The sequence below is a fragment of the Bacillus sp. EB106-07-01-XG149 genome, assembly GCF_058791555.1.
In genome coordinates this window covers 1,139,616-1,146,593 of record NZ_JBYTDP010000002.1, presented here as the reverse complement: position 1 = coordinate 1,146,593, position 6,978 = coordinate 1,139,616, and the positions used below count along the sequence as shown (strand labels likewise).

4 protein-coding genes, 14 tRNA genes and 1 pseudogene are annotated in these 6,978 nt (G+C 38.2%); 18 read left to right on the top strand and 1 reads right to left on the bottom strand.

The annotated features are described in order from the left end of the window. The first annotated feature begins 2 nt into the window (after positions 1-2). The 17 genes from AC3WTA_RS12205 to AC3WTA_RS12125 all read left to right on the top strand — a co-directional run bounded on the left by AC3WTA_RS12205 (position 3) and on the right by AC3WTA_RS12125 (position 4,482). Positions 3-76, top strand: a tRNA-Pro gene (locus tag AC3WTA_RS12205). 15 nt (positions 77-91) lie between these two features. Beyond that, positions 92-164 (top strand) — tRNA-Ala (locus tag AC3WTA_RS12200). A 20-nt stretch (positions 165-184) separates the two neighbouring features. Beyond that, positions 185-277 (top strand) — tRNA-Ser (locus AC3WTA_RS12195). Between the two features lie 58 nt (positions 278-335). Then, positions 336-428 (top strand) — tRNA-Ser (locus tag AC3WTA_RS12190). Positions 429-450: 22 nt separating this feature from the next. Continuing rightward, positions 451-527: transfer RNA gene (locus AC3WTA_RS12185), tRNA-Met, on the top strand. A gap of 3 nt (positions 528-530) precedes the next feature. Beyond that, positions 531-606, top strand: a tRNA-Asp gene (locus AC3WTA_RS12180). Between the two features lie 8 nt (positions 607-614). Then, positions 615-690: transfer RNA gene (locus AC3WTA_RS12175), tRNA-Phe, on the top strand. Between the two features lie 14 nt (positions 691-704). Then, positions 705-780, top strand: a tRNA-Thr gene (locus AC3WTA_RS12170). A 10-nt stretch (positions 781-790) separates the two neighbouring features. Beyond that, a tRNA-Lys gene (locus tag AC3WTA_RS12165) sits at positions 791-866 on the top strand. Positions 867-879: 13 nt separating this feature from the next. Then, positions 880-950: transfer RNA gene (locus tag AC3WTA_RS12160), tRNA-Gly, on the top strand. Positions 951-960: 10 nt separating this feature from the next. Then, positions 961-1,037, top strand: a tRNA-Ile gene (locus AC3WTA_RS12155). 7 nt (positions 1,038-1,044) lie between these two features. Next, a tRNA-Asn gene (locus AC3WTA_RS12150) sits at positions 1,045-1,119 on the top strand. Positions 1,120-1,125: 6 nt separating this feature from the next. Continuing rightward, a tRNA-Ser gene (locus AC3WTA_RS12145) sits at positions 1,126-1,216 on the top strand. A gap of 5 nt (positions 1,217-1,221) precedes the next feature. After that, positions 1,222-1,293, top strand: a tRNA-Glu gene (locus tag AC3WTA_RS12140). A gap of 209 nt (positions 1,294-1,502) precedes the next feature. Continuing rightward, positions 1,503-2,033 (top strand): sigma-70 family RNA polymerase sigma factor, encoded by a 531-nt coding sequence (locus AC3WTA_RS12135; RefSeq protein ID WP_000350286.1) that lies wholly within the window; start codon positions 1,503-1,505, stop codon positions 2,031-2,033. Further along, positions 2,026-3,054 carry a DUF4179 domain-containing protein gene (locus AC3WTA_RS12130; RefSeq protein ID WP_001030878.1) on the top strand — a complete coding sequence of 343 codons (1,029 nt, stop codon included), beginning with the start codon at positions 2,026-2,028 and terminating at the stop codon, positions 3,052-3,054. Before AC3WTA_RS12135 ends, AC3WTA_RS12130 begins: the two co-directional genes overlap by 8 nt. Before the next feature lie 483 nt (positions 3,055-3,537). Then, on the top strand, positions 3,538-4,482 hold the full coding sequence (locus AC3WTA_RS12125) for an L-lactate dehydrogenase (protein ID WP_000715344.1): 945 nt from the start codon (positions 3,538-3,540) through the stop codon (positions 4,480-4,482). Positions 4,483-5,017: 535 nt separating this feature from the next. On the opposite strand, the pseudogene AC3WTA_RS12120 reads toward AC3WTA_RS12125, so the two are convergent. Further along, positions 5,018-5,230: pseudogene (locus AC3WTA_RS12120) on the bottom strand (hypothetical protein); the annotation flags it as partial. A 178-nt stretch (positions 5,231-5,408) separates the two neighbouring features. Between AC3WTA_RS12120 and AC3WTA_RS12115 the strand changes: the two are divergent. After that, complete coding sequence (locus tag AC3WTA_RS12115; protein WP_000160662.1) at positions 5,409-6,563, top strand: RNA-guided endonuclease TnpB family protein; 1,155 nt, start codon at positions 5,409-5,411, stop codon at positions 6,561-6,563. The last annotated feature ends 415 nt before the right edge of the window (positions 6,564-6,978 follow it).

Sequence of the window (6,978 nt, the reverse complement as noted above, 5' to 3'; positions counted from 1 at the left end):
AACGGGAAGTGGCTCAGCTTGGTAGAGCACCTGGTTTGGGACCAGGGGGTCGCAGGTTCAAATCCTGTCTTCCCGATATTCCCAAAAACATGGGGCCTTAGCTCAGCTGGGAGAGCGCCTGCCTTGCACGCAGGAGGTCAGCGGTTCGATCCCGCTAGGCTCCACTTTATTTATTATATGTCTCGGAGGTATACCCAAGTTCGGCTGAAGGGATCGGTCTTGAAAACCGACAGGCGGTGAGAATCGCGCGGGGGTTCGAATCCCTCTACCTCCTCCATTTTCTTTTTAAATGGTTTAGATACATATAATAATAAAATTTTTGTTTTTTCCTTCATGGAGGTATACCCAAGTTCGGCTGAAGGGATCGGTCTTGAAAACCGACAGGCGGCGAGAGTCGCGCGGGGGTTCGAATCCCTCTACCTCCTCCATTTTTTAAAAACATTATATTGTCGCGGGGTGGAGCAGCACGGTAGCTCGTCGGGCTCATAACCCGAAGGTCGCAGGTTCAAATCCTGTCCCCGCAACCAAATGGTCCCGTGGTGTAGTGGTTAACATGCCTGCCTGTCACGCAGGAGATCGCCGGTTCGACCCCGGTCGGGACCGCCATTTTTGTTGGCTCGGTAGCTCAGTCGGTAGAGCAGAGGACTGAAAATCCTCGTGTCGGCGGTTCGATTCCGTCCCGAGCCACCATTTTGAAGTCGCAAGCCGACTTAGCTCAACTGGTAGAGCAACTGACTTGTAATCAGTAGGTTGGGGGTTCAAGTCCTCTAGTCGGCACCACTTTCAAAATGAGCCATTAGCTCAGTTGGTAGAGCATCTGACTTTTAATCAGAGGGTCGAAGGTTCGAATCCTTCATGGCTCACCATTTACAATTTAATGCGGGTGTAGTTTAGTGGTAAAACAAGAGCCTTCCAAGCTCTGGTCGAGAGTTCGATTCTCTTCACCCGCTTTTCAATTATGGGCCTATAGCTCAGCTGGTTAGAGCGCACGCCTGATAAGCGTGAGGTCGATGGTTCGAGTCCATTTAGGCCCACCATAATTATTCCGCAGTAGCTCAGTGGTAGAGCTATCGGCTGTTAACCGATCGGTCGTAGGTTCGAGTCCTACCTGCGGAGCCATATTATAGAGAAGTACCCAAGTGGCTCAAGGGGCTCCCCTGCTAAGGGAGTAGATCGCGAACGCGGTGCGAGGGTTCGAATCCCTTCTTCTCTGCCAGAATTGGCCCGTTGGTCAAGTGGTTAAGACACCGCCCTTTCACGGCGGTAACACGGGTTCGAATCCCGTACGGGTCATACTAAAAGAGATAGCATAATCTGCTATCTCTTTTTTGTTGTGTAAAAGTGGACTTTTGATAGTCTGCTTTTTTTTATGGATTTTTTGTGGCATTAGTGCTTGATAGTAATCATTGCAATAAGTTGTAGGAGATTTATATATACACTTATTTTTGCAACCTTTTTATTCTCTCATTCGACTATATTAGTAAAGGGAGGAAGAAATAAAAATGGACATAGCCTATCTAGTAAAACAAGCGACAAGAGGAAATGATCAAGCATTTGAACAACTTATTACTTTTGTTCGCCCAAAACTATATCGAACAGCTTATTCTTATGTAAGAAATGAACAAGATGCACTGGATATATACCAAGAAACAATTTATGAAGCATATCTTTCATTGAGAAAGTTAAAAAAGCCGGAGAAATTTCAAAGTTGGATTACTAAAATTCTTGTTTTTAAATCCATTGATTTTGTAAGAAAATCCTCTAGACAATTTGTTGCGAATGATGAAATGTTTTCTAATTTATGTGCAGAAGAGAGCATGAATAAATTAGAGCAATCGTTGGATTTAATCGAGGCATTTAATTTCTTAGATCCTACTTACAAAACTATTATTGTATTAAGGTATTATCACGATTTATCTATTAAGGAAATTGCTGAGATTCTTAATTCTCCAGAAGGAACCGTAAAATCTCAATTACATCGAGCAAAGCAAGCCTTACGCCCCATTTTAAAGGAGGGATATAGTTATGAATAAAGAAGAATTTAATCACCATATCAATGATATTCCTATACCAGAAGATAGGTTAATTCAAAGAGAAAAAACAGCCGTGCTTCAAGCTAAGAAAAATCAATACCGTAGAAAAAATACAATGAAGTATTCTAGTCTTGTTGCTTGTGGAATATGTGTTTCTCTCTTAGGTTCTGGATTCATTTCTCCTACTATGGCAAAGACATTATCGAGTGTTCCAGTTATAGGCTCCATTTATGCACAATTTAATGATATTGCTTCTGATAAAATTGAAAAGGATGAGCTTGCTACATCAATTGAGAGACAAGATAACCATAGTGGTTTAACGATGAATGTGAAAGAGGCTGTTTACGATGGTGGACGTTTAGTGGTCACGGTGGAATACAAAGGAGAAAACCCTATTTCCAAAAGTAATGAAGAGAAAGCTGGATTTAGTTATGTAACCATTAATGGGAAAGAAGTTAGAGCTGCAATTGGTTCTACTTCACAGAAGTCAAAAGGACAAAACACTATTATTGAGCAGCATGAATTTACTCTGGCTAATTACGGTGAATTTGGTGATAAAATTGATGTTTCCGTCCATGGGAAAGATTTATTTGGACAAATAGGAACATGGAACGTAGCATTTCCTCTTACAAAAGTTGAAAGTGAGATTCGTAAATTCACTCCTAATATAAAAACATTAACGAAAGATAATCTGTATGCATTAATAGTAGATCAAGTAACCTTTTCGTCACTTTCAACGAGGATTGATTTGACCTTTGATTATCCAAAAGAAATGGAAGCTAATGATAGCTGGCCAGCACTCGATTATACTGTCACTGATGATGAAGGAAGAATCTACGAAGGAGTCAGCTTGCAAGTTGGTAGCACGGGACTATACGGACACCATATTGTTTTAGCTCTTCCACCAATGGATAATCCTCCAAAATCCTTAACAATTGAACCTACGTATCTTAGTGGTCTAAATGCTACATTAAAAAATGGAGGTGCTGAAGATTTGAAAACGACTGTGTTGCTACGATAATTGAAGAGACTTGTTAGGTTCCCATGTCTATTGACTGTTAATAAGTGATGGTATGTTAATTTGACGTGTATGGAAAAAATATCGCTATCCAGCTAAGAGAAATTTGTATCTATATAATCAAAAGACGCTATTCTTTTTGTAGAAGTATACAGAAATGGTGGCGTTTTTATGCTGCTATCATTGTCGAGTTTAGTCGGTAAGTCGATATATTGCAAAAATCGCTGATATAATTTCAATTACCAAAAAAACCTTTTCACAATCTAAAGAAAACGCCTCCATTGAGATTGATTTCATACTTGATTTAATAACTTTACACTCTATGTGAAAAAGTTCACAAATAGGTCATAATTTGTGAAGTAATTCACAATAATACGTGCTACAATATGAATGTAAAGAAGTTAAACAACATTAAATTAGTATTTTAATTAATTACTTAAACAATCATAAAAAAATAGATGTGAACAATAGAGAGGGGAAATTAACATGAAAAAAGGTATCAATCGTGTAGTATTAGTAGGAACAGGAGCTGTAGGTTGTAGTTACGCTTACTCAATGATCAACCAAGGTGTAGCTGAAGAATTCGTACTTGTAGATGTTAATGAAGCAAAAGCAGAAGGGGAAGCAATGGACTTAAGCCATGCGGTACCATTCTCTCCATCACCAACAAAAGTTTGGAGCGGTAGCTATGCAGATTGTAAAGATGCAGATTTAGTAGTTATCACTGCTGGATTACCACAAAAGCCAGGTGAAACTCGTTTAGATTTAGTTGAGAAAAACACAAAAATCTTTAAACAAATCGTTCGCGGTATTATGGATAGCGGATTCGATGGAATCTTCTTAATCGCAACTAACCCAGTAGATATTTTAACTTACGTAACTTGGAAAGAATCTGGTCTACCAAAAGAGCGCGTAATCGGTTCTGGTACTACTTTAGACTCTGCTCGTTTCCGTTACATGTTAGGTGACTACTTAGATGTAGATCCACGTAACGTTCATGCTTACATCGTTGGTGAACACGGTGACACTGAACTTCCAGTATGGAGCCATGCTACTATCGGTGTACAAAAACTAGAAACAATCTTAGCTAACAACGAACAGTACAAACAAGAAGACTTAGATAAAATCTTCGAAAACGTACGTGATGCAGCTTACCATATCATCGAGCGTAAAGGTGCAACTTACTACGGAATCGGTATGTCACTACTTCGTGTAACTAAAGCAATCTTAAGCAACGAGAACAGCGTATTAACTGTATCTGCATATCTTGAAGGACAATATGGTGAGAAAGATGCTTTCGTAGGTGTTCCAGCTGTTATTAACCGCGAAGGTGTACGTGAGATCGTAGAACTTGAGCTAAATGAAGATGAAAAAGCGAAATTCGCTCATTCTGTAAAAGTATTAAAAGAAACAATGGCACCAGTACTATAATAATTGCTAAATAATTCAGAGGCGGGAAACTGCTTCCTACCTCTGAGTTTTTATATAATTTAAAGGATTTACCGAAAGAATTCTCTTTCCAGAGGCGCGTGAAGGGCGATAGCCCAGTGATAGGTGGGAGATGAATTTCGGTTTGGCATAGCCAAAAACTTTTGATAAACTAGCTATATGAAGTTCTTTGATAACTTGATATAGAAGGTTGCAGGAAGAAAATAGCGTGCGAAAACCAAGCCATTCGGTTCCTGCGTAAAATATCAACCGTATAAAGAGAGCGTCCAATCGTTGGACATCTAGGGGTGGAACGCCCCGAAGTAACGCTCAGGGAGACGAAAGGTTACTTTCGTCGTGGAACTGAGAAGCTCCCACTTCAAGCTTTGCTAAGTGGCGAGTAGTTCACTATAAATTCCTTTTCCGTTTTCCCTTGTATATCCCCAATATACCCCCTTTTGCTGGATAAGGGTCGTTTATAGAAAAGAGCACTCTACTTTATATAGAGTGCTCTTTATTATTATTTTTTAGGCGTTAATCATAATTTCTTTAAAATATCTGCTAGTGTACCGCTTTTTGATTTTTCAACAGGTGTTTGTGATTTAGATGCACCTGGACCTTTTTTCAAGAAGTTCTTTTCAACGAAGCGAATGTCTTTTTCATCGACAATGCCGTCGTTATTAAGATCGCCGCCTTTTACAGATACTCCTTTTTTACCATAGTTGCTAGCGATAATTTCGGTTTGATTTAGTTTTCCTATTTATTTTGCCTCTGATATAATCAGCCTTATAAGAGGAGACTTTTGGTATAACCATGAAATTAAATAATAGTAACTCAGTGTTCATGTTGTGTTATCACCTTTGGTGGCTCGCCGTAGATAAAGTAAAACAGTTTATGGGAAATCAAGGCGAAAAGTGAGATGAATTAATATGACAAAGCATAATAAGGCGTACAAATTTCGTCTGTATCCAACAGAAGAACAAGCAAATCTGATACGTAAAACTTTTGGGTGTGTACGCTTTGTATATAACAAAATGCTAGCTGAACGGAAAAAAGTATACGAAAAATACAAAGAGAACAAGGAAGAACTAAAGAAACAAAAATTCCCTACTCCTGCGAAATACAAGGTGAAGTATGAATGGTTGAAAGAAGTCGATTCATTAGCATTGGCTAACGCTCAATTAAACTTGCAAACTGCGTATAAGAATTTTTTTAGTGGTCAAAGTGATTTTCCTACATTCAAAAGTAAAAAGAGTAGAAAATCCTATACAACAAATAGAGTAAACGGAAATATTATGTTATTTCATGGTTATATCAAACTACCGAAATTGAAATTAGTGCGATTGAAACAACATAGAGAGATACCGCAAAACCATATCATTAAATCATGCACGATTTCGCTGACATCAACTGGTAAGTATTATGTGTCTGTTTTAACTGAATATGAAAAGGAAATTGTTCAGAAAGAAGTAGAAAGTGTAGTTGGATTAGACTTCGCAATGGCCGAATTGTATGTGAGTAGCGAAGATGAGAAAGCCAATTATCCTCGCTTTTATCGTCAGATGCTGAATCGATTAGCAAAGGCACAACGAGTATTAGCAAGACGTGTGAAAGGCTCAGTGCGCTGGAATAAACAGCGCATTTGTGTAGCGAAGTTGCATGAAAAAGTCGCCAATCAACGTAAAAATTTCCTTCATCATAAGTCTAAAGAATTAGCTAAGAACTTTGATGTTGTAGCAATCGAAGACTTACATATGAAAGGAATGTCACGAGCACTTCGCTTTGGTAAGAGTGTAGCAGATAACGGTTGGAGGATGTTCACGACATTTTTAGCATATAAGCTACAAGAACAAGGAAAACAGCTTGTAAAAGTAGATGGGTGGTTTCCTTCTACAAAGATGTGTAGTAATTGTGGAAACAGAAAAGATATGCTACTATCTGAACGCACGTATGAGTGTTCTTGTGGACTAACAATAAGTCGCGACTATAACGCAGCTATTAATATTAAAAGAGAAGCCATACGCCTATTAGCTAGCGATAGCGTAAATACCTTTGGAACAAGGGTGTTAGCTCGGCTGTCCTAGGACAAATTCGTTAGCTATCAAAAGTAGCGACTAACCGAGAAGCCCCCTAATTTAATTTTTTATCAAACTTTCGCCTGGAGCATGGATAGAGTAAACATAGTGTTTCAGTATGAATTATATTTGCGACAGTTCGTAGTTCTTTATTGAGAACAAGTATATGCTTATGAATTTTCCATTTCAAATAAATTGTGACAAAAAATGTTGAGAAACATTTTTTTATGACAGATTATTTTGTTGCGATTTTAAGTGATAAATAGCGAGTAAAATAGGATAAATCTAATGAAATAAAGGTTGAGAAATAAATAATAGGATGAAAGACTTGTAGGAAATGAAACGTTTACAATGAATATTCGTCAAAATTCGATATTTTACACAGTAAATTTGAATATTTTAAGCGAAATTAAAGAAAAAAACG